Here is a 21,392-nt window from a genome sequence, read left to right as displayed (position 1 = left end):
GCGTACCAGCGCCGCGCGGGGCCTGCCGGCGCAGGGGCGCCGCGCGAGCCGCGGGTAACATCCCGGCTCGCTTCTTCTGCGGCTTTGCGCCGCGTGTTCCCCATGACGCTCCAGATCGCCATCGCGCAGCTCAACTACGTGGTGGGCGACATCGCCGGCAATGCCCGCCGCATCGTCGCCGCCGCCCGCCAGGCGCATGCCAAAGGCGCGCGCGTGCTGCTCACGCCCGAACTCTCCATCGCCGGCTATGCGGCCGAGGACCTGTTCCTGCGCCCGGCCTTCACGGCCGCCTGCGACGAGGCCGTGCTCGGCATCGCGGCCGACCTGGCCGATCTGCCCGACATGACCGTGGTGGTGGGCCATCCCACGGGCGGCAGCCTGCGCAGCCGCTCGGTGGCGGTGCAGCAGCGCTTCAACGCCGCCAGCGTGCTGCGCGGCGGGCAGGTGCTGGCCACCTACGCCAAGCGGGAGCTGCCCAACTACCAGGTGTTCGACGAGCGGCGCTACTTCGCCCCCGGCCAGGGCGTGTGCGTGGTCGAGGTGCAGGGCGTGCGCGTGGGCCTCCTGATCTGCGAGGACGCCTGGTTCGAGGAGCCCGCCGCGCTGGCACAGGCCGCGGGCGCGCAGGTGCTGGCCGTGATCAACGCCTCGCCCTACCACGTGGGCAAGGAAAACGAGCGCGTGGCCCGCATGGCCGAGCGCGCGCGCGCCGTGGGCCTGCCGCTGATCTACGCGCACCTGGTCGGTGGGCAGGACGAGGTGGTGTTCGATGGCGCCTCCTTCGCGCTGCAGGCGGACGGCCGGCTGGCCGTGCAGGCGCCCGGCTTCCAGGAGGCGCTGGTGCAGGTGCCGCTGGCGGCCGGCCCGCAGGGCGTGCACGTGGACGCCGATCCGGCGCAGCTGCCCGCCCCGCGCGAGGCCGAAGCCCAGCTGTGGGACGCGCTGGTGCTGGGCGTGCGCGACTACGTGGGCAAGAACGGCTTTCCGGGTGCGATCCTGGGCCTGTCGGGCGGCATCGACTCGGCGCTGGTGCTGGCCATCGCCGTGGACGCGCTGGGCAAGGACCAGGTGCGCGCGGTGATGATGCCCTCGCCGTACACGGCCGACATCAGCTGGATCGACGCGCGCGACATGGCCGAGCGGCTGGGGGTGCGCTACGACGAGATTTCCATCAAGCCCACCTTCGAGTCCTTCAAGGCCGCGCTGGCGCCCGAGTTTGCCGGCCTGGCCGAAGACACGACCGAGGAGAACCTGCAGGCGCGCATCCGCGGCACGCTGCTGATGGCACTGTCGAACAAGTTCGGCGCCATCGTGCTGACCACGGGCAACAAGAGCGAAATGGCGACGGGGTACTGCACGCTGTACGGCGACATGGCCGGCGGCTTCGCGGTCATCAAGGACCTGCTGAAAACCACCGTGTTCGCGCTGGCCCGCTGGCGCAACACGCACGACCCCTACGGCACCGGCCGCGAGCCCATCCCCGAGCGCATCATCACGCGCCCGCCCAGCGCCGAACTGCGGCCTGACCAGACCGACCAGGACAGCCTGCCGCCCTACGACGTGCTGGACGGCATCCTGGCGCGCTACATGCAAGACGACGAGAGCGTGGAGGCCATCGTGGCCGCGGGCTATGAACGCGCCGTGGTCGAGCGCGTGACACGGCTGGTCAAGCTCAACGAATACAAACGCCGCCAGGCCCCCGTGGGCATCCGGGTCACCCACCGCAGCTTCGGCAAGGATTGGCGTTACCCTATCACCAGCAAGTTCAACGAAACCGCCCGAGGAAAGAACCCCCCATGAAGCAGATCACCGCCATCGTCAAACCCTTCAAGCTCGACGACGTGCGTGAGGCCTTGGCGCAGGTCGGCGTGTCGGGCCTCACGGTCACCGAGATCAAGGGATTCGGCCGCCAGAAGGGCCACACCGAGCTGTACCGCGGCGCCGAGTACGTGGTCGACTTCCTGCCCAAGATGAAGATCGAGGTCGTGGTCAATGACGCCGACGTCGAGCGCTGCGTGGACGCCATCGTGGCGGCCGCGCGCACCGGCAAGATCGGCGACGGCAAGATCTTCGTCACCAACGTGGAGCGCGTGGTGCGCATCCGCACCGGCGAGGAGAACGAGAGCGCGATCTGAATGCGTCGCGGGGCGCACGGGCCTCCGACCCAGCCTTCGAACGCCGGGCCTGCCCCGGCTTTTTTGCGTCCGCGGGCGGGGGCGATCAGGCCGGCGCCCCAGGGAAAAGGGGCCGGGGCGGGCAGTCGAGTTGACTACACTGGCCGGCTCGCCGCTGCACGGTCGCAGCGCACTTTCACACAGCCGCCTGCGGGTCCGGACCCGCGGCACTGGAGGCCTCCTTCATGCAAGACGAAACGCCCCTGGGCGACACGCTGCCGCGCAAGCGTCGCAAGGGCATCTACGTCCTGCCCAACCTGTTCACGCTGGCCGCGCTGTTCGGCGGCTTCTACGCCATCGTGATGGCGATGAACGCGCGCTTCGACCTGGCCGCGCTGGGCGTGTTCGCCGCCATGGTGCTCGACAGCCTGGACGGGCGCGTGGCGCGCATGACCCACACACAGAGCGCCTTCGGCGAGCAGATGGACTCGCTGTCGGACATGGTGTCCTTCGGCGCCGCGCCGGCCCTCATCGCCTACGAGTGGTCGCTCAAGGGCCTGGGCCGCTGGGGCTGGATCGCGGCCTTCGTCTACTGCGCCTGCGCCGCGCTGCGCCTGGCGCGCTTCAACGTCAACACGGGCGTGGTCGACAAGCGCTGGTTCCAGGGCCTGCCGTCGCCGGCCGCCGCGGCGCTGGTCACGGGCTTCATCTGGCTCATGACCGAATGGGGCCGCCGCGGCAGCGACGTGCTGTACCTGAGCTGGAACCAGATCACCTGGATCACCTTCGTGTTCACGCTCTACGCGGGCCTGACCATGGTGACCAACGCGCCCTTCTACAGCTTCAAGGACATCCACGTGAAGCGCAGCGTGCCCTTCGCCGTGATCGTGCTGATCGCGCTGGGCATCGCCGTCATCAACATCCATCCGCCCACCGTGCTGTTCGGCCTGTTCGTGGCCTATGGCCTGAGCGGCTACGTGATCTACGCCTGGCGCAAGGCCAAGGGCGAGCCGGCGAGCGTGATCAGCGTCTCGACCGACGAGCCGGACGAGCGCGGCCTGCACAACTGATGGCCCTGCCGCGCATGCGACAGCAGCGGCGCAGGCCTTGCGCCGATCCGCAGGCGTTGTGATAGAGTCGCCACACCCATGAGCAAGTTCGCCCTGTCCCTACTAGCCATCCCCTACGGGCGGAGACGGTAGGGCGCGCGCGCACTTTCCACCATCACGGCCCGTTCGCACCAGCAACGGGCCGTTTTGTCTTTGGGGGTTGCTGGTCGATTCAAACCTTCGCACATCACGCAAGAGATCGACATGTTGAAGCAACCGCAGACCAAGTACCGCGCCTTCGCGCCCATCGCCCTGCCGGACCGCACCTGGCCCGACGCCGTGCTGACCCGTGCTCCGATCTGGCTGTCGACCGACCTGCGCGATGGCAACCAGGCCCTGGTCGAGCCCATGGACCTCGCGCGCAAGATGCGCATGTTCGAGATGCTGGTGAAGATCGGCTTCAAGGAGATCGAGGTCGGCTTCCCGGCGGCCTCGCAGGTGGAGTACGACTTCGTGCGCAAGCTCATCGACGAAGGCCGGATCCCGGATGACGTGACCATCCAGGTCATGACGCCGGCGCGCGAGGAACTCATCGCGCGCACGGTGGAATCGCTGAGCGGCGCGCGTCGGGCCATCGTGCACATCTACAACGCCGTGGCGCCGGCCTGGCGCGAGGTGGTGTTCGGCATGAGCGTGGCGCAGGTGATGCAGCTGGTCGAGCGCAGCGTGACGCAGCTGCGCCGCCTGACCGACGCGCAGCCGCAAACGGAATGGGTGCTGCAGTACTCGCCCGAGACCTTCTCGCTGGCCGAACTGGAGGTGTCCGCCCAGGCCTGCGAAACCGCTGTGGCGGCCTGGGGCGCGGGGCGCCCCATCATCCTCAACCTGCCCACCACGGTGGAGAACGCCACGCCGAACGTGTTCGCCGACCAGATCGAGTGGATGAGCCGACGCTTCTTCGACCGTCCGCACGTGGTGCTGTCGGTGCATCCGCACAACGACCGCGGCACGGGCACGGCGGCCGCAGAACTGGCCTTGATGGCCGGCGCGCGCCGCGTCGAGGGCTGTCTCTTCGGCAATGGCGAGCGCACCGGCAACCTGGACGTGGTGAACGTGGCGTTGAACCTGTACACCCAGGGCGTGTCGCCGGAGCTGGACTTCTCCCACATCGACGAGATCCGCGCCACCGTGGAGCATTGCAACCAGTTGCCGGTGCACCCGCGCCATCCCTATGCGGGCGATCTGGTCTACACCTCCTTCTCGGGTTCGCACCAGGACGCGATCAAGAAGGCTTTCGCGGCACGCCGCGAAGGCGATGTGTGGCAGGTTCCCTACCTGCCCATCGATCCCAAGGACCTCGGGCGCAACTACGAGGCCGTGATCCGCGTGAACAGCCAGTCGGGCAAGGGCGGCATGGCCTACCTGCTCGAAAGCGAGTACGGCATCGAGATGCCGCGCCGCCTGCAGATCGAGTTCAGCCAGGTCGTGCAGCGCGTGATGGACGTCGAGGGCAAGGAACTCACGGCCGCCGACCTCTGGCAGATCTTCAACCACGAGTACCGCATCGAAGGCGCGCGCGGCCTGCAGCAGCGCCGCCTGCAGGAGCGCGTGGGCACGGATGGTGGGGAAGGGCGCGTGACCCTGCGCGGCGAAGTGGCCTGGGACGGCGCCTCGCGCGTGATCGAAGGCGAGGGCAACGGCCCCATCGACGCCTTCACGCAGGCCCTGAGCGCCGCCACCGGCCACGACATCCGCGTGATCGACTACCACCAGCACGCGATCGGCGCCGGTGCCGATGCGCGCTCGATCGCCTACCTGGAACTGCGCGTGGACGACAGCCAGACGCTGTTCGGCGTCGGCATCGACAGCGACACCATCGCCGCCGCGCACAAGGCCATCATCTCGGGCGTGCAGCGCGCGCGGGCCCGCGGCGCCGGCCGTCCCGCGCAGGGCGCACAATCGCAGGTTGCCACGGCCTGACCTGAGCGAAGCTGCGCTCGAAACCGGCCGCCCCGCCGCGGTCCACGGTGCAGCCTGCTGCCGTGGTCCGCAGGCGGCGCAAGCGGCAGGCCGCCCCCTTGGAGAGAACCCCGATGACCGACAAGCTGATCATTTTCGACACCACCTTGCGCGACGGTGAGCAATCGCCCGGCGCTTCCATGACGCGCGACGAGAAGATGCGCATCGCCAAGCAACTGGAGCGGCTGAAGGTCGACGTGATCGAAGCCGGCTTCCCGGCCAGCTCGAACGGGGACTTCGAGGCCGTGCAGGCCATCGCCAATGCGATCAAGGACTCCACCGTGTGCGGCCTGTCGCGCGCCAACGACCGCGACATCGCACGCGCGGCCGAGGCGCTTCAGGGCGCCGCGCGCGCGCGCATCCACACCTTCATCGCCACCAGCCCGCTGCACATGGAAAAGAAGCTGCGCATGACGCCCGACGAGGTGCATGAGCAGGCCCGGCTGGCCGTGCGCTTTGCGCGCAACAAGGTGGCCGACGTGGAGTTCAGCCCCGAGGACGGCTACCGCAGCGACATGGACTTCCTGTGCCGCGTGCTCGAAACCGTGATCGCCGAAGGCGCCACCACCATCAACGTGCCCGACACCGTGGGCTATGCCATTCCCGAGCTCTACGGCAACTTCATCAAGACCCTGCGCGAGCGCATCCCCAACAGCGACAAGGCGATCTGGTCGGTGCACTGCCACAACGACCTCGGCATGGCCGTGGCGAATTCGCTGGCCGGCGTGAAGATCGGCGGCGCGCGCCAGGTGGAATGCACCATCAACGGCCTGGGCGAGCGCGCCGGCAACTGCTCGCTCGAGGAAATCGTGATGGCGGTGAAGACCCGCAAGGACTACTTCGGCCTGGAGCTGGGCATCGACACCCAGCACATCGTGGCCGCCAGCCGCATGGTGAGCCAGACCACGGGTTTCGTGGTGCAGCCCAACAAGGCGGTGGTGGGCGCCAACGCCTTCGCGCATGCCTCGGGCATCCACCAGGACGGCGTGCTCAAGGCCCGCGACACCTACGAGATCATGCGCGCGGAGGACGTGGGCTGGACGGCCAACAAGATCGTGCTGGGCAAGCTCTCGGGCCGCAACGCCTTCAAGCAGCGCCTGCAGGAGCTGGGCGTCGAACTGGACAGCGAGGCCGACACCAATGCCGCCTTCCTGCGCTTCAAGGAGCTGGCCGACCGCAAGGCCGAAATCTTCGACGAGGACATCCTGGCCCTGGTCAGCGGGGAGGGCGGCTCGAGCGTGGGCGAGAAGTTCGCGTTCGTGTCGCTCGCCCAGCACAGCGAAACGGGCGAACGGCCGCACGCGCGTGTGGTGTTCTCGGTCGCCGGCCAGGAAGTGGTGGGCGAGTCCGATGGCAACGGGCCGGTCGATGCCTCGCTCAAGGCCATCGAATCGCACGTGAACAGCGGCGCCGAGATGGTGCTGTACTCGGTCAACGCCATCAGCGGCTCGACCGAGAGCCAGGGCGAGGTGACGGTGCGGCTGCAGAACGCGGGCCGCGTGGTCAACGGCGTGGGCGCCGATCCAGACATCGTCGTCGCATCCGCCAAGGCCTATCTGAGCGCCCTCAACAAGCTGCAGAGCCAGTCCGAAAGGGTCGCGGCGCAGGGTTGATCGTCGCCTTGTCCACAGCCGGTGATGGCGGCGACACGGGCGGCGCCTGATGCGATGGCTCGCGCGCACGAGCGTGCGCGTCGCCAACTGCTGTGGGCGCTGGCCGCCGGATGCCTGCTGGCCTGGACACTGATCTGGGTGGGATGGGTGCTGCCGGTGGCTCACAGCGTCGAGCGCGCGACGCCCGTTGACTTGGGGCAGTCGCTGTCCGTCGTCCTTTCGGCGGATGAAAGGGCCGGCATCTGGGTCAGTGGCGCGTCCGCGCTGCTGGGCACCGTGCGTTGCACGGCCCGTGCGGGCACCGAATCCTTGCCCTTGCGGCGCGTGAATGCGCTCGGGTGGGAGGACACCCTGTGGTGGTTCACGCCGCGCCAGGGCTTTGTTCAGCGCTGGCAGCTGCAAACGGTCGGCGAAAAGGCGGGGCCGATCGTTGTCGAGTGCGCAGACGTTCTGGATCGGTACGGCGGCGAGTTTCTCGTGGCAGCCGACACCTCCGGTTCCGGCTCCGTCATGCGCGGTGTGCCGATGGGAACCGCGCTGGCGCTGGGTGCGGTGTGGCTGCCCTTGTTCGTCTTGATCCTGGTGCCCACGCTGATGGTGCAGGCGCTGCGGCGCCGTGGCTCAGTCAGGCAGGGCAGTCAGCGCTGATCGAGGGTGAGAGCTTTGCTCCCTTCCTCCTCATGGAATCAAGCACTTAGGGCGCCAAACTGAAAATCTGGATGTGATTCCTCTGTAGGACAACGCTTGATGTCGTATCTTTGAAGAAGCATTTGCAAGTCTCTGATATTGCATGTGTTTTTTCCTTTCGTTAGACTCTGCCGCCTACTGCTCGCCGCTGGAGAAATTGGATGCCTGAAGCCCCCCAGCAACTGATGTTGCGCCGCCCCTCCCTCCAGCATTTCAAGGCCGCTTGCCGGCTGATTGCTGTCGCCCTCTGTGCGACGGCTTTTTTGATGCCGGGCGCGTACGCCCAGAGCTCCAAGAAGCCCGCCACCAGCAAGAAGGCGGTCGCCAGCGAGAACAAGCGCAGCGCATCGGCCGGCAAGAGTGCCCGCGCTGCGGCGCCCAAGCGCCAGGTGGCCTCCAGCAGCAAGGCCCAAGCGACGGCGAGCAAGAGCACGCGCGCGGGCCGCAACGTGACGGCCACCGTGGAAAAGCGCGGTGGCAAGACGGTGGTGGCGGTGCAGAAGCGTTCAGTGGTGCGGGTTGATCCGCCCGCGCCCCGCCTGTCCTACGGGCAGATGGCCGGCCTGCACCAGACCAACGACGTGCTGGACCTGAGCTCCAGCGTGGCGCTGGTGGTGGACCAGGACACGCACGAGGTGCTGTTCAGCAAGAACGACCACGCGGTGCTGCCCATCGCGTCGCTCACCAAGCTCATGACCGGCCTGCTGATCAGCGAGGCCCGCCTGCCGATGGATGAGATGATCACCATCACGCAGGACGACGTGGACACCGAGAAATTCAGCCGCTCGCGCCTGGCGGTGGGCACCACGCTGTCGCGAGGCGAACTGCTGCACCTGGCGCTGATGTCCAGCGAGAACCGCGCCGCACATGCGCTGGGCCGCACCTACCCGGGCGGCATGGCGACCTTCGTCAGCGTGATGAACGGCAAGGCGCGCCTGCTGGGCATGAAGGACACGCGCTATGTGGAACCCACCGGCCTGTCGCCGCGCAACCAGTCGACGGCGCAGGACCTGGCCCTGCTGGTCAGCGCCGCCTCGCAGGACCCATTGGTGCGCCAGCTGTCCGTGTCGCCCGAACACCAGGTCGAGGTGGGCAGCCGCACGCTGCAGTTCAACACCACCAACCGCCTGGTGCGCAGCGCCGACTGGGACATCGGCCTGCAGAAGACGGGCTACATCTCCGAGGCCGGCCAGTGCCTGGTCATGCAGGCCAAGGTGGCAGGGCGCAAGCTGATCATGGTCTTCCTGGACGCGACCGGCCGCGTGAGCCGGCTGGCGGATGCCGAGCGCGTGCGCCGCTGGGTCGAAGCCACGCACCTGCCGGCGCGCGGCCTGCAGATCGCGGGCGATTGAGCGGCCCGGCGCCTGCCGGGGCAGGCGGACGCTCGCAGCACAGGAAAGGCGGCTTCGGCCGCCTTTGTCGTTGCCGAGGCCGGGAAGAGCTGCCGCCGCCCTCAGCCGGCGCGGGAGTCCAGCCCGCCGCCGCCGGGCGAGGTGCGCGAATAGCCCAGCGCCTCCGAGATCTGGTTGGCCGTGGCCTGCAGCTTGGGCAGCCAGCCTTCGTCCAGCCGGTCCGCGGGTGCCGAGATCGACAGGCCGGCCACCAGCTTGCCCTGGTCGTCGTAGATGCCGGCGGCCATGCATCGCACGCCCAGTTCCAGCTCCTCGTTGTCGCGCGCGATGCCGTACTGGCGGGCCTTGGCCAGTTCGCGCTCCAGCACCGGCAACTGCGTGATGCTGTTGCGCGTGTGGCCGGCCAGGCCGGTGCGCGTGGCGTAGCTGCGCACGCGTTGCGGGTCGTCGGCCGCCAGGAAGAGCTTGCCGGTAGAGGTGAGGTGCAGCGGCGCGCGGCCGCCGATGGCGCGAACCACCTGCATGCCCGAGCGCTCGCTGAAGGCGCGCTCCACATACACGATCTCGTCGCCCTGGCGCAGGCTCAGGTTCACGGGCTGCTGCGTCAGGCGGTGCAGTTCGCGCATGGGGATGAGCGCCGCGTCGCGCACGTTGAGCCGCGCCTTCACGAGGTTGCCCAGCTCCAGCAGCCGCATGCCCAGCCGGTAGCTGCCGGCCTCGGGCCGGTCGACGAAGCGGCCCACGGCCAGGTCGTTGAGGATGCGGTGGGTGGTCGAAGGATGCAGCCCGGTCTTTTCGCTGATTTCCTTGAGCGAGATGGCCTCCTCGCGCGAAGCCAGCACGTCGATCAGCGCGAACATGCGCTCGATGACCTGGATGACGGGCGTGGCCGGAATGTCAGCTTGGGCTTTTCTCATGGATGCGCGCGTGAACGAAGGCGCGTCATCTTATCTCGTGAAATTTGAAGGCGCCGTCACGCCGGTTCCCAGCGCCCCTCGCGCAGCAGCTCGTGCGGGCCGAAACGGGCCTTGTAATCCATCTTGCTGCTGCCCGCGATCCAGTAGCCCAGGTACACGTAGGGCAGCCGCAGCCGCCGGGCCTGCTCGATCTGCCACAGCACGCCGTAGGTGCCGTAGGCGGCCGCGGCGTCGGGCTCGTAGAAGGTGTAGACGGCCGAGAGGCCATCGTTGAGCACGTCCAGGATGCTGACCATGCGCAATGCGCCGGCCTGGCCCGGGGCGGCGGGCTCGCGAAATTCCACCAGCCGCGAGTTCACGCGGCTTTGCAGCAGGAACTGGGTGTACTGGTCGATGCTGTCCTGGTCCATGCCGCCGCCAGCGTGCCGGCCGTTCTGGTAGCGCAGGTAGAGCTGGTAGTGCTCGGGCATGAAACCCAGGCGCAGCGCGCGCGCGTGCAGGCTGCCGTGCTTGCGGGCGGCGCGGCGCTGGCTGCGCGTGGGCGCGAAGTCATCGACACGCACGCGCAACGGCACGCACGCGCGGCAACCGTCGCAATACGGCCGGTAGGTGAACAGGCCGCTGCGACGGAAGCCGCGCAGCACCAGGTCGGAGTAGGCGTCGCTGTGGATCAGGTGGCTGGGCGTCGCGACCTGCGAGCGCGCCTGCCGCTCGGGCAGGTAGCTGCACGGGTAGGGCGCCGTGGCGTAGAACTGCAGGGTCTGCAGCGGCAGTTCCTGGGGTTTGGTCATGGAGCGAAGGCAACGGATTCGGCAGGGCTGAGCGCCATGGTGGCGACGAATCAGGCCAAGGGCAAGGCCCCCGGCGCCAGGACGAATTCCCAGTCGGCGGGCTCGAAGCGCCAGGCCGGCGGCGCGGGCAGGGCGCGCGCGCGGCCGATGTGGGCCGCGAAGCGCGCGCGTGGCCATTCGCGCGCGCCCAGGCTGGCCAGATGGGCCGTGTTCTGCTGGCAGTCGACCACGGCAATGCCGTGGCGTCGGCTGAAGGCCACCAGCGCCGCCAGTGCGATCTTCGAGGCGTCCGTGCGATGCGCGAACATGGATTCGCCGAACACCGCGCGGCCCACGCTCACCACGTAGAGGCCGCCCACGCACTCGCCGTGCATCCAGGTTTCGGCTATCCGGATTTCTGTGTTGAAGGAGGCTTCCGGTGATTGAGTGCCTCCGTGTGGAAACCGACGTTGCACAGCCCGCAAATGAGCTGCTGCCGGCGGGTGTTGCCGCGCACCAGAACGACCACGTTCGCCTTGTCGTCCTTGGTCCGTCCCAGCTCGCAGCCGCAGCTCTGGCACCGGTTGCCCTGTTCCCGCTTCAGGAGCTGCAACTGGGTGGGGTTGGCAGGGTAGACGGTCGCCAGCCGCCACGGCTCCAGCGGCCCCTTGCCGTACAGGAGACGGGCGCGCAGCACCTCGAAGGTGTACCCCCGGCCCTGCCGGTTGATGGTCTTGGCGACCCCGTTCAGCGCCTCGGTGTAGGCGTTGGTGATGGGGTGGTCGAAGTACGCCAGAATCTCCGTCCGCCAGTTCTTCATGGCGGTCGTGAGAGTCTTGAAGTCCGCCTTCAGGCTGGCTGGGATGGTCCCCGGGAAGGCGTCGAAGGCCGCCACGGCCTGCGCCTTGGGCAGGTCGTAGATGTTGTAGAACGCCTCTTTCAGCCCGTAGGCGGCGGCCAGCTCGGGCTCGTTGGCCAGCCACATGTCCAGATTGAACCGGCCCTTCTCGGCCAGCTTGGCGTACCGCATGTTCAGCATCGCCTTGGACTGGAGCCACAGGCGCCGCTCGCCAGCCTTGCGCTGCTTCTGGAGCCGGATGCGGACCCGCTCCATGCAGTAGTTCGCCATGCGGACGACGTGGAACTTGTCGATGACCACCGGTCGGCCAGGGAACATCTGGTGCGACACGTCCCGGTACGGCCGCCACATGTCGATGGCCACGCCCTTGACCCAGTGCCGGTCCTTGAACCGGTGCAGCCACCCCGCCAAGGTCGCCTTGTCCCGGTCCGGCAGCATGTCGAGGATGCGGCGCTCCCCGATGTCCGTCAGGACGCAGCGCATCTTCCCGTCGATTTGGGTCTCGTCGATGCCCAGCCAGTCTGGCATCTCCGGCCGGTGGCTGGCCTCCAGTTCGGCCATGTACTCCGCCCCCAGCGTCCGGACCGTCTTGTCGTCGCACCCCACGTTCTCCGCGATGCGGGTGAAGGTGTCCCGCAGGCTGTGGGCCTTGATGTAGGTGGCGCAGCGCTCCGTCATGCGCCGGCCCTCCAAGATGCCGCCCAGCGGCTGCAGGAAGGTCTCCTTGCAGGAGGTGCACCGGTATCGCTGGACCTTCGCCCGCAGCTTGGCCGGCTTCCCGCGCATCGGAATGTCGACGTAAGTAGTAGCTTTGGTGCCGTGCCGGTAGATGCAGTCGAGGGTGCCGCACTTTGGGCAGGCGGTAGGCATGGGCAGCGGGTACTCCGCCTCCAGCACGTCCGCCCCGTCCTCCTCGGTGCGACCCAGCACCGTCCAGCCCTTCAGGTCGAGGATGTCCGTCATCCCCGGATTGTCGTGTGGATGGGGTCACCGCTTGTCAATGGCGGCGAGGTACTTGGCTCGGGCGGCGTTGGCTCCCGCTGCGTAGTCGGTATCACCGTCACAGCGGTCGGAAGCGATGACAGCCCGGATGCGAGACAGCTCGCGCACCAGCATTTGCTGGGTGAAGGTGGCAATCCACACCGGCACATCGTTCTCCAAGACCGTGCCCTTGATGTACTTGGGGAAGGCGGGCTTCTGCCGGACGAGCTGCTCGGCAGCGCCCAACACGTCCTGCCAAGCCGGCAGCGCCGGCCTCTGGGGCGTGTCGATGCCCATTGGCGGGTCGCACACCTCCTCTTTGCCATGCTTCCCCATCGTCTGCCGGGCCAGTTTCCTTGCAGCGTCAATCTTGGCCAGCGCGCCCTCGTAATTCTCGTTCATAGCAGGAACCTCAGGATGAACCACGCGCAGTACAGGGCTGCGCAGATGAAGAAAAAGGCAGTCAATTCACTTCTCTCGGACCAAGACTTGAGCCGCCCGGAGAACCTCGCGTGCGAAGGTGCTGGGCAGGATATTCCCCGCCGCATCGAACGACCGACCCAAGCAGTCGGCCACATCTTGGTCCGTCAGCCGAGGCATCCGGTCATCGCATCCGTTCGCGCAGGAGCCCGTCTCGTTGCAGTAGTCTGCGTGCGGACATGGGCCGGTGGTCGCCTCGCCGTGATGCCACAGGAATGCGCAGTAGGCCGCCACATCCAGTGGGTCCCCTTTTGCAACGTGCTTCCGCAGTTCCTTGCGACACTCGCCCATCCAGTCGTCAGTCGCCCACCCGTCGGAGTAGCCGTACTTCTCCTCTGCGGCGGCGAGTTTTTCCTTCAGAGCTGCGGCGAACCGGTCCACAAGGGCGGCGGTCTTAGGATGCAGTTTCACTTGGTTTCCTTTCCACACGAAAATCCGACTCAGGAGGATACTGCATGGTCACCTGTTCCACAAGTTATTCCGGAGAGCCCAGGTTTCGAAGCTGTGCGCATGGCCGGCGCGGTGCAGCTCGGCGTAGGCGCGGATCATGTCGGGACCGATCCAGGTGCCGGACTGCCCGTGGCGCGGCGCCTGCGCACAGGCGCGCAGCACCCCCTCGAAGTCCTGGTCCACACGGACTTCGCAACCCTCGGTCTCCCGGAAGCGCCGCAGCGTCTTCTTCAGCGACCGGTGCAGCCTGAACTCGGCGGTCGGGAGCACCATTCGCGGATCCGGGCTCCACCAGAGGATCGGCTGGTTGCCGCTGTACCAGGGAAAGATGCCGTGCGAGTAGGCGTTGACCAGGGTCGCCACGTCCAGCGCCCCGCCCCCGGCCAGCAGGCCCGGGGCAGGGTCTTGTGCACCCCAGGCGCTTTCCAGGGGCGGGAAATCATCGCCCGGCAGCAGCCAGGGCAGGGAAGCGGACGGGTGGGTCAAGGGTCGGCGCGAAGGCGGGAAAGGCCGGGATTTTCGCCATGCGCTGCGCGCAGCCTTGCCGGACAACATGCCTGCCCGGGCCGGCCAGCGCCGCGCAACTGCGCAATATGCACGGGATTCGAGCTCTTGAACGTCCTTTTGGCGGCTTCTTCACCAGCACGCGCATACTGCTTCGCATGCCCATGGAACTGCTGCATCGCCTCGCCCTGGAGCGCCTGCCCGTCTCGGTGACGGACGGGCAGGACGTCGACGGGGTGCGCCTGCTGGCCTTGGCCGGCCACATCCGTGCCGAGGTGCCCAGGCCCGTGCGCACGCTCGAAGGGTATCACCAGCCGCCGGCCACCGTCACGGCCATCACGCCGCTGGGGCGCCAGATGCTGCGCCGCTTCCCGCTGCCGGCGCGCCGGCGCTGAGCCCTTCCTCTTTCTCTTTCTCCTGCATTCCGCGCCTGCGGTCCAGGGATCCGCAAGACGATGCATTGCCAGAAAGACTGTATGAATATATGGGGTATCCTGTTAGCTCCAGGATGCCCAAAAAGTGCTGGATAAATATACAGCAATCGACTCCGGCGGAGTCAACCCCTATCCGCGCACGTGGAGCGAATTTCTCGCCCGCTTTCCGACTGAGGAGGCCTGCCTCACCTACCTGGAGGCGTTGCGTTGGCCGCAGGGGTTCGTCTGCCCGCGTTGCGCAGTCGCATCCTCGCCTTCACGCGTCAGTCGCGGTCGGCTGCTGTGCAAAGACTGTGGCCATCAGAGTACGGTCACCGCAGGCACGATCTTCGACAAGACGCGCACGCCACTGCGGGTGTGGCTGGCTGGCGCCTGGTACGTGACCAACCAGAAGCTGGGGGTCAGCGCGCTTGGCCTACAGCGGGTGCTGGGGCTGGGTGGCTATCAGACAGCGTGGACGATGCTGCATCGGTTCCGCAAGGCGATGGTCCGCCTGGATCGGGAGCGGCTGGGCGGATTGGTCGAGGTCGACGAAACCTACCTGGCGATCACCGACCGTGAAGCGCCCATCTCCAAGGCCAAGCGCAAGAACAACACCAGCAAGGTGCTCATCGCCATAGCCGTGGAGGTGCATGAGCCCAAGGGGTTCGGCCGCATCCGGCTGCAGCGCGTCGACAGCGACGCGGACGTCTGCGTCGTGCCATTCGTCGAGGCGAACATCGAACCAGGCTCCGTGGTGAGGACCGACGGCTCGGCGGCTTACCGTTCGTTGACGCAGCGCGGCTACACCCACCAGCGCACCGTCATGCTGGGCTCCGACGTTCCCGCTCACGTCTCCATGGTCGGCGTCCATCGCGTGGCATCGCTGGTCAAGCGATGGATCCTCGGAACCCACCATGGCGCTGTCCAGCCGGGCCATCTCGACGCCTACCTGGACGAGTTCGTCTTCCGCTTCAACCGGCGGACCTCCGGCTCTCGTGGTCTGCTGTTCTACCGGCTGCTGCAGCAAGCCGTCATCACCGATCCGCTCACTTACAACGATGTCGTCAGTCGGCAACCCGTGGTTGCCAACTCGGAGTAGGATGGCTGTATGAACATCCAGCAGTTGGCTCGAATTGGAGCTAATTGGATACCCCATATGAATATACAGTTGTCGCGTGGGCGATACCTTCATTCCTCTGCAAGCCATCAAGGGCCGCGGTGCGGCCTCGCGCCTGGCGCACCGCTTCGAAAGCGAGGCGCGGCAGGCCTTCGACGACGGCTGGGCGTCGCTCGGTGACGACGAGGCCGCCGCGCCGCGCCCGCCCGCGACCGAGCTGCGTTTCGAGGACGCGCGCTCGGCCCTGAGCCGCAACGAATCGCCGGACATCCCCTTCGACCGTTCGCTCAATCCCTACCGCGGCTGCGAGCACGGCTGCATCTACTGCTTCGCGCGGCCCACGCACAGCTACCTCAACCTGTCGCCCGGCCTGGACTTCGAGACCAAGCTGATCGCCAAGCGCAACATCGCCGATCTGCTGCGGCGCGAGATCGCCCGGCGCGGCTACCAGCCGGCCGAGATCGCCATCGGCACCGCGACCGATTGCTACCAGCCGGTGGAGCGCGAACTGAAACTCACGCGCGCGGTGATGGAGGTGCTGCGCGACGCGCGCCATCCCTTCGCCCTGGTCAGCAAGTCCAGCCTGGTCGAGCGCGACCTCGACCTGATCGCACCGATGGCCGCGCAGGGCCTGGCCGCGGTCTACATCACCGTCACCACGCTCGATGGCGAACTGGCCCGCAAGCTGGAGCCGCGCGCCGCCGCCCCGCAGCGGCGGCTGCGCACCATCCGCACGCTGGCCCAGGCCGGCGTGCCGGTGGGCGTGAGCGTGGCGCCGCAGATTCCCTTCGTGAACGAAGACATGGAGCAGGTGTTGGAAGCCGCCTGGGAAGCGGGCGCGCGCTCGGCTTTCTACACGGTGCTGCGCCTGCCCTGGGAGGTGGCGCCGCTGTTTCGCGAATGGCTGCAGCTGCATTATCCGCAGCGCGCCCAGCGCATCCTGGCGCGCATCCACGACATGCGCGGCGGCCGGGACTATGACGCGGATTTCGCCACGCGCATGAAGGGCGACGGCCTGTGGGCGGAGCTGATCCGCCAGCGCTTCCAGAAGGCCACGCACCGGCTGGGCTTCAACCGCGAGCGCATCTTGCTGGGGACCGAGGCGTTCCGGCCCCGCGGTGACCTGGGGCAGGGCGAACTGTTTTGAGACCGCCTGTCAGCGGGATCCCGTTGCGGCACGGCCTGCAGGCGCGCATCGAGCGGCTTCCTGCGGACGTTTCAGCACATGGACGCCGTGCTTGAGCGCCGCCCTGGGCGTGGCGGCGCAAGCGGCTTCTTCAGCCGTGCGCCGCGGCCGGCACGATGCCCAGCGCCTGCGCCACGCGCAAGGCCGCCCAGGCGTCATTGGCCGCATAGCGCAGTTGCCCCTCGCTGAGCACCGGCGCGGCCCAGTTGGTCGTGCTCTGCTTGCGCGACTTGGTGAAGCGCTGGCCGAACACGAGGGCCACCGCGGTCTTGACCCCGATGCTCTGCCGAAAGCCCTGCCGGCGGAACACGGTGTCCAGGTCCAGCACGCCTTGCGGCTCGATGGCGAGCTGTGCGCGGATCTGCGTGCGGTCGCCGTCCAGGCCGAAGCCGACCTTTTGCAGCGACGCATCCGCCAGCAGTTCGGCTGCCAGCGCACGGCAGGCCGGGTCGATCAGCTGGATCACCCAGGCCCGCTCCGCGCTGGCCAGCTGCAAGGTGTGCGGGCCGGTGGAGTGTTCGTCCTTGCGGAAGGTGGGCTTGGACTCGGTGTCGAAGCCCAGCCAGGCGTGGTTGCGGATCTGTGCCCGCGCCTGTGCCGCGGCCTCCGCGCTGGCCACACGCGCGATCCGGCCCAGCGGCAGCGGCTCGAAAGGCGGCAGGGCCGCGATCTCTTCGCGCGAAGGAGGCAGAGGGCGCGGCGGGCGCAATGCGTGCGGCGCACGGGCCGGCGCGGGGCGTTCTTCGGGCGAAAGGAGGCGCGCAGTGTTCATCAAGACGACAGGGCAGGGCGGCAGAGGCGGCGGCGCACGCTACAGTGCAGGCCATGCAAGACGAGCAGCCGCTTCGGATGGTGGTGATGGGGGTGTCGGGCTGCGGCAAGTCCAGCCTGGGCCTGGCGCTGTCGCAGGCCTTGGCGTTGCCGCTGATCGAAGGCGATGATTTTCACCCGCCGGCCAACATCGCCAAAATGCGCGCGGGCATCCCGCTGGTCGACGCAGACCGTGAGGACTGGCTGCGCACGCTGGGCGAGCGGTTGCAAGGCCATGCGCAGGGCGCGGTGCTGACCTGCTCGGCGCTCAAGCGAGCCTACCGAGACCAGCTGCGCACTGCGGCGCCGGGGCTGCGCTTCGTCTTCATGCGCATCGAGGCCGAAGAAGCCCAGCGGCGGGTGGCCGAGCGGGCGGGGGCCCACATGTTTCCGGCCAGCCTGGTCGCCAGCCAGTTCGCCACCCTGGAGTCGCCCGAGGGCGAGGCCGGTGTGCTGACGGTGGGCGCCGGGGCGCCGCTGGCGGTGTCGGTGCAGACCGTCCGGGACTGGTTGGCGACGATGGCGGGACCGAGCCGCCCCTGAGCGCCCGGGCGGGCCCGCCGCGCCCGCCGGATCCATTGCTCAAGAAGCAGGCAGTTACAATCAGACCCGGCCCGCGCCTTGCGGGCTGTCTTTGGGGCACGCCCTGTGCCCTGTCCCCCTGGCCTTTGGTGCATCGCTGCGCGATGACTGCGAAAGCGCCAGTCCGCCTTGCGTGGCGCTGCAGACCTGCTTGGGTTCTGCGTGCCACGTGCCTTTCCGCCCCGGTCCGGGACGAAGGGTTGCATGCCGGCCCCGCCCGGTGCTGCAGGTCTTTGTAATTCCGGCCTCAGTCTGCGCCCCTGCGCGCATTTTTATTCGCATGACTCTGGCATCCCGCTGTCTTCCTCGTTTTTCTTCTCGCCGCGCCCTGCGCTCGACGGTCCGACCGCTGGCCCTGCTGGCCGCCGGCCTGACCCTGGCCGGCCTGGCCCAGGCGCAGTCCAGCGTCACCATCTCCGGCACGCTGGACATCGGCGTCAGCAGAAAGACCGGCGGCACCACGCACCTGGGCACCATCGGCCGCAGCAATCTGGCGTTTTCGGGCACCGAGGATCTGGGCGGCGGCCTGGCGGCCACCTTCAAGCTGAACACGCGCTTCGACGTGGACACCGGCACGCAGGAAGACTCGGACGCGCAACGGCCGTACTGGAAAGCCGAGTCCACCGTGGGCCTCAAGGGCGGCTTCGGCGCCGTTCGGCTGGGTCGGGCGCTCACGCCGCTGTGGGAGCTCTCCTGGGCCTATGACGCCTGGTACAACAACGACCGCATCGCTTCGCCGCAATGGTTCGCCTTCGCGCCCGACTATCTGTCGAACCCGCAGACGCGCGAGTACAGCCGCCTGAACAACGGCATCTTCTACGACTCGCCGACCTGGAACGGCTTCAGCGCCCATGTCTCGGCCGCCGTGCAGCGCGACGAGCAGGACCTCGCGCGCGGCCTGAGCGGCGCCGTCCGCTACCAGTCCGGCCCGCTGTCGGCCATGGTCGGCCTGGAGCGCAACAGCCAGAAGGACGAAGTGGCCTTCGTCGGGGCGAGCTACCAGCTGCTGCCGCAACTGCAGCTCATGGCAGGCTACAGCCATGTCAAGCTCAACCGCGAGGGCGAGATCTTCGGCGCTGCCTGGACCAACTGGGCAGGCGCCAGCCAGCCCCACGCCAAGCGCACGGCGCTGACGCTGAGCGGCATCTACACGGTGGGCGCGTCCAGCTTCAAGCTGGGCTACGCGCGCGACTTTCAGGGCGCGACCGATGGCTTCAACTACATCGGCAGCACGTTTGCCGATGCCGGCACGCACCACTCGGGCCCGATCACCCAGGTCAGCGTGGGCTATGCCTACGCGTTGTCCAGGCGCACCCGCCTGTTCGCGGACCTGTCACGCGTGCAATGGAGGTTCACCGATGACCAGGGCCGCCGCTCGGCCCTGGGCTATGCGGTCGGCATGACGCACGCATTCTGAGTGCGGCTTCAGGCGGCCTTCCCGCGCCGCGCCTTCACGGGCGCTCTCATGGGCGCTCTCGCGGGCGTCCTCTCGGCCGGCCTCGCGGCGTCCTTCGCGGCCGCCTTCGTGCGGGCCGGGGCCTTCTTAGCCGCCGCCTTGCGCTTCGGTGCGGCCGGCGGCCTGGCATTGGCCACGCGCAGCGCCGCCTCGAAGGCGCGGCGCGACCACAGGGCGGCGTCGGCACGGTCCTCGAACACCGTCTCTGGCGCCAGCCGGTAGGACATCGGCAGGCGCTTGCCCTGGCGCTCGTAGCTGAAGGGCTCCAGGCCTAGCGCCTCGAAGTGCGGCTGCGTCTGCGGGTCGCACTTGAGATACAGCGTGTCGCGGATCACGATCGCGCACATCAGGCCGTCATGGAAAACGCCATGGCCGCCGAACATGCGCCGGATCTGCACCGGGCCGAGGGCGGCGAAGACTTCGTGCAGGCTGTCGGCGAACTGGCTCATGAGGTCCGAGGGGCAGAGGTGTCAGGTGTTCAGGCCGTGATCTCGACGTGGCGGGGCCCGGGTCCGATGCCACGCTTTCGCCGTCCCCGGCACCCATGCAGCACGGACCGTCGAGCGGGGAATGCCATTGTGCCGCTGCCCGCTGCCCGCTGCCCGCTGCCCGCTGCCTGCTGCCTGCTGCCCGCGGTCGGCGCCGCCCGGCCGGCGCTCTCCAGGCCCCGGCCTTCGCCCGGTGCCCGATGTGATCGGCCAGGCCGCTGGTGCATGGCCAGGGATGGACCGCTGCAGGGGCAGGCCGGTGGGCGCAGCGCGCGAACTCAGGGCTTGCCGCTGGACGCTGCTGCCCGTTCGATGCCGCCGGCATTCCCCGCGTCGGCAAACCGCCCGTCGGCACCCAGGCCCGTGGGAAGGCCCAGGCGCTGGGCCAGGCGGGCCGCGTCGTAGGGCGCGTGGACCTTCGTGTCGTTGTCGAAATAGCAGTAGATGTCGCGCCTGCCGCGCCGCGCGGCAATGGGCGAGGCCAGGGCCGTATCGGCCACCTGCCGCCCGGCCTGCCAGGCCCGGATGCGCGCGGCCCAGCGGTCGAGCGCGGCGTCGCCGTAGCCGCTCGCGTAGAGCTCCTTGTCGCCGTGCAGGCGGATGTAGACGAAGTCCGCCGTCAGGTCCTCCACGAGGGGCCATCGCCCCGCCGTGTCGGCGACCACCAGCGCCACGCCGTGCCGGCGCAACAGGGCGATAAAGGCGGGGTCGACGAAGCTGCGATGGCGCACCTCGACCGCGTGGCGCAGCCGCAGGCCGCGCGGTGCGTGGAGGAAGGTGCGGCCGTTCATCCGTTCGTCGTGTGCGCGCGCCAGGGCCAGCGCGGCCTTTGCGTCGTGCGGCAGCAGCGCGAGGAAGTTCTCCATCCGCTGCGGGTCGAAGCGCATGCGCGGCGGCAGCTGCCAGAGGAACGGACCCAGCTTGCGCCCCAGCGCCAGCACGCCCGACGCCAGGAAGTTCGCCAGCGCCGTGCGCATGTCGTCGAGCTGCAGCATGTGCGTGATGTAGCGCGAGCCCTTGACCGCGAACACGAAGCCCTCCGGCGTCTCGTCGTGCCATGCCTGGTAGGACGCGGGGCGCTGCAGCGCATAGAACGATCCGTTGAGCTCGATGCTCGGCAGCATCCGGGAGGCATAGGCCAGTTCCTGGCGCTGCACCAGGCCGCGCGGATAGAAGCGCCCCCGCCACGGGGCGTAGCGCCAGCCGGAAATGCCGATGCGGATGTCGCCGCGCCCCTTGCCGGCCGGCGACGTCGCTCGGCTTTCAGCCCGTCGAGCCAAGCGCCGACCTCGACAGGCCCAGACGCCCGTGTGCCTGGCGGGCGGCCGTGTCACCGCCGCGAACCCGGCCCGCAAGAGCGCCCCAGTGGGAGCGGGCCTTCTGGTGGCACGCGTGCGATCCCGCCGGCCGACAGCCGCGGCATTTGGGAAGAAGGAGGAGGGCGCAGGGAAGATTCGTCACGGAGCCATCCCCCGCAGGGCAGCAGCAGGCGGCGAGCCGCCACGATGGCGGGCCCGACACGAACGCCATGTAGGAGCGCGC

Annotated in this window: 19 protein-coding genes and 3 pseudogenes; 12 read left to right on the top strand and 10 right to left on the bottom strand. The window is 68.5% G+C overall.

What is annotated here, in order from left to right; translation table 11 throughout:
- Positions 1 to 102 precede the first annotated feature (102 nt).
- The 7 genes from LG388_RS12810 (at position 103) to LG388_RS12780 (ending at position 8,834) form a co-directional block, all read left to right on the top strand.
- On the top strand, positions 103 to 1,800 hold the full coding sequence (locus tag LG388_RS12810; RefSeq protein ID WP_225783115.1) for an NAD+ synthase: 1,698 nt from the start codon (positions 103 to 105) through the stop codon (positions 1,798 to 1,800).
- Positions 1,797 to 2,135, top strand: coding sequence for a P-II family nitrogen regulator (locus LG388_RS12805; RefSeq protein WP_225783114.1), 339 nt, complete (start codon positions 1,797 to 1,799; stop codon positions 2,133 to 2,135). The genes LG388_RS12810 and LG388_RS12805 overlap by 4 nt, the downstream gene beginning before the upstream one ends.
- A gap of 224 nt (positions 2,136 to 2,359) precedes the next feature.
- A complete protein-coding gene (pssA, locus tag LG388_RS12800; RefSeq protein WP_225783113.1) occupies positions 2,360 to 3,184 on the top strand; it encodes a CDP-diacylglycerol--serine O-phosphatidyltransferase in 825 nt (274 codons plus the stop codon).
- A gap of 243 nt (positions 3,185 to 3,427) precedes the next feature.
- Positions 3,428 to 5,143, top strand: coding sequence for a 2-isopropylmalate synthase (gene leuA / locus LG388_RS12795; protein ID WP_225783112.1), 1,716 nt, complete (start codon positions 3,428 to 3,430; stop codon positions 5,141 to 5,143).
- Between the two features lie 113 nt (positions 5,144 to 5,256).
- The gene (locus LG388_RS12790) at positions 5,257 to 6,795 is read left to right on the top strand and encodes a 2-isopropylmalate synthase (RefSeq protein ID WP_225783111.1); all 1,539 of its coding nucleotides are present in this window, start codon (positions 5,257 to 5,259) and stop codon (positions 6,793 to 6,795) included.
- Positions 6,796 to 6,849: 54 nt separating this feature from the next.
- On the top strand, positions 6,850 to 7,443 hold the full coding sequence (locus tag LG388_RS12785; protein ID WP_225783110.1) for a hypothetical protein: 594 nt from the start codon (positions 6,850 to 6,852) through the stop codon (positions 7,441 to 7,443).
- A gap of 224 nt (positions 7,444 to 7,667) precedes the next feature.
- On the top strand, positions 7,668 to 8,834 hold the full coding sequence (locus LG388_RS12780) for a serine hydrolase (protein WP_225783594.1): 1,167 nt from the start codon (positions 7,668 to 7,670) through the stop codon (positions 8,832 to 8,834).
- A gap of 101 nt (positions 8,835 to 8,935) precedes the next feature.
- Here LG388_RS12780 and LG388_RS12775 read toward each other — a convergent pair whose 3' ends face one another.
- From LG388_RS12775 to LG388_RS12745, 7 genes and pseudogenes are all read right to left on the bottom strand, one after another.
- Complete coding sequence (locus LG388_RS12775) at positions 8,936 to 9,751, bottom strand: IclR family transcriptional regulator (RefSeq protein ID WP_225783109.1); 816 nt, start codon at positions 9,749 to 9,751, stop codon at positions 8,936 to 8,938.
- Positions 9,752 to 9,807: 56 nt separating this feature from the next.
- Positions 9,808 to 10,542 carry an arginyltransferase gene (locus LG388_RS12770; RefSeq protein ID WP_225783108.1) on the bottom strand — a complete coding sequence of 245 codons (735 nt, stop codon included), beginning with the start codon at positions 10,540 to 10,542 and terminating at the stop codon, positions 9,808 to 9,810.
- A gap of 50 nt (positions 10,543 to 10,592) precedes the next feature.
- Positions 10,593 to 10,925, bottom strand: a pseudogene (locus LG388_RS12765) (leucyl/phenylalanyl-tRNA--protein transferase); the annotation flags it as partial.
- A 2-nt stretch (positions 10,926 to 10,927) separates the two neighbouring features.
- A complete protein-coding gene (locus LG388_RS12760) occupies positions 10,928 to 12,343 on the bottom strand; it encodes an ISL3 family transposase (protein ID WP_003060862.1) in 1,416 nt (471 codons plus the stop codon).
- 24 nt (positions 12,344 to 12,367) lie between these two features.
- Positions 12,368 to 12,763, bottom strand: coding sequence for a hypothetical protein (locus LG388_RS12755; protein ID WP_225783107.1), 396 nt, complete (start codon positions 12,761 to 12,763; stop codon positions 12,368 to 12,370).
- Between the two features lie 66 nt (positions 12,764 to 12,829).
- Complete coding sequence (locus LG388_RS12750; protein WP_003060859.1) at positions 12,830 to 13,252, bottom strand: hypothetical protein; 423 nt, start codon at positions 13,250 to 13,252, stop codon at positions 12,830 to 12,832.
- Positions 13,253 to 13,330: 78 nt separating this feature from the next.
- Positions 13,331 to 13,777: pseudogene (locus LG388_RS12745) on the bottom strand (leucyl/phenylalanyl-tRNA--protein transferase); the annotation flags it as partial.
- 176 nt (positions 13,778 to 13,953) lie between these two features.
- Here LG388_RS12745 and LG388_RS12740 point away from each other — a divergent pair.
- The 3 genes and pseudogenes from LG388_RS12740 to LG388_RS12730 all read left to right on the top strand — a co-directional run bounded on the left by LG388_RS12740 (position 13,954) and on the right by LG388_RS12730 (position 16,475).
- Positions 13,954 to 14,190 (top strand): hypothetical protein, encoded by a 237-nt coding sequence (locus LG388_RS12740; RefSeq protein ID WP_225783106.1) that lies wholly within the window; start codon positions 13,954 to 13,956, stop codon positions 14,188 to 14,190.
- An 81-nt stretch (positions 14,191 to 14,271) separates the two neighbouring features.
- A pseudogene (locus tag LG388_RS12735) lies at positions 14,272 to 15,310 on the top strand (IS1595 family transposase).
- A 76-nt stretch (positions 15,311 to 15,386) separates the two neighbouring features.
- Positions 15,387 to 16,475 (top strand): PA0069 family radical SAM protein, encoded by a 1,089-nt coding sequence (locus LG388_RS12730; RefSeq protein WP_225783105.1) that lies wholly within the window; start codon positions 15,387 to 15,389, stop codon positions 16,473 to 16,475.
- 130 nt (positions 16,476 to 16,605) lie between these two features.
- On the opposite strand, the gene LG388_RS12725 is transcribed toward LG388_RS12730, so the two are convergent.
- Entirely contained in the window at positions 16,606 to 17,286 is a 681-nt protein-coding gene (locus LG388_RS12725) for a 3'-5' exonuclease (RefSeq protein WP_225783104.1), read from the bottom strand.
- 53 nt (positions 17,287 to 17,339) lie between these two features.
- Here LG388_RS12725 and LG388_RS12720 point away from each other — a divergent pair, with 53 nt between their 5' ends.
- Positions 17,340 to 17,867 (top strand): gluconokinase, encoded by a 528-nt coding sequence (locus LG388_RS12720; protein ID WP_225783103.1) that lies wholly within the window; start codon positions 17,340 to 17,342, stop codon positions 17,865 to 17,867.
- 319 nt (positions 17,868 to 18,186) lie between these two features.
- Entirely contained in the window at positions 18,187 to 19,323 is a 1,137-nt protein-coding gene (locus LG388_RS12715; RefSeq protein ID WP_225783102.1) for a porin, read from the top strand.
- 8 nt (positions 19,324 to 19,331) lie between these two features.
- Here LG388_RS12715 and LG388_RS12710 read toward each other — a convergent pair whose 3' ends face one another.
- Entirely contained in the window at positions 19,332 to 19,811 is a 480-nt protein-coding gene (locus LG388_RS12710; protein WP_225783101.1) for a TfoX/Sxy family protein, read from the bottom strand.
- Between the two features lie 317 nt (positions 19,812 to 20,128).
- Complete coding sequence (locus LG388_RS12705; RefSeq protein WP_225783100.1) at positions 20,129 to 21,130, bottom strand: DUF72 domain-containing protein; 1,002 nt, start codon at positions 21,128 to 21,130, stop codon at positions 20,129 to 20,131.
- Positions 21,131 to 21,392 lie beyond the last annotated feature (262 nt).

The organism is Xenophilus sp. Marseille-Q4582, assembly GCF_916700565.1.
Classification (GTDB): Bacteria; Pseudomonadota; Gammaproteobacteria; order Burkholderiales; family Burkholderiaceae_C; genus Xenophilus.
This window is presented reverse-complemented; position numbering and strand designations above follow the sequence as displayed.